Raw genomic sequence first — 354 nt, 5'->3', positions numbered from 1 at the left:
TGGACGGTATCACGGGCGGCGGCTTCGCGGCGCTTCCACTTCCGTATGGTCCGGTCGATCTGGCGCTGACGCTGGCCGGCGGCGTATCCGTCCGGGTCGCTGGTGGCCTGCTCGGTCTGGGTCAGGCCGGGTGAGTACATGCTCACGGCGTGGCGGCAATTCGGGTGCTGCAACCCGCGGGTGCGGGCCTCGTCGAGGCTGCCCGCGACGCGGACGGTCACCATGCGGCCGTGCTCGACTGGGTGCTCGGCCTCGACCGTGCGCGCCCCTGTGGGCCCGCTGATCGTCAGCACCTGGCGTTCCCACGGAGCGCACACGGGGCACTCTCGGGGGGCGTCGCTGACGACGACCAGG

The 354-nt window shown here is 72.3% G+C and carries 1 protein-coding gene; it reads right to left on the bottom strand.

The features are described from left to right. Positions 1 to 293: phage minor capsid protein (locus A6R74_RS06160; RefSeq protein WP_240488179.1), on the bottom strand; the 293-nt coding region annotated here is incomplete at its 3' end. Between the last annotated feature and the right edge of the window lie 61 nt (positions 294 to 354).

Origin of the sequence: Halomonas sp. ALS9 (assembly GCF_001651035.1) — a bacterium.
Taxonomy (GTDB): Bacteria; Pseudomonadota; Gammaproteobacteria; order Pseudomonadales; family Halomonadaceae; genus Vreelandella.
The sequence above is the reverse complement of the archived record's forward strand: the minus strand, read 5'-3'. Positions and strand labels throughout refer to the sequence as shown.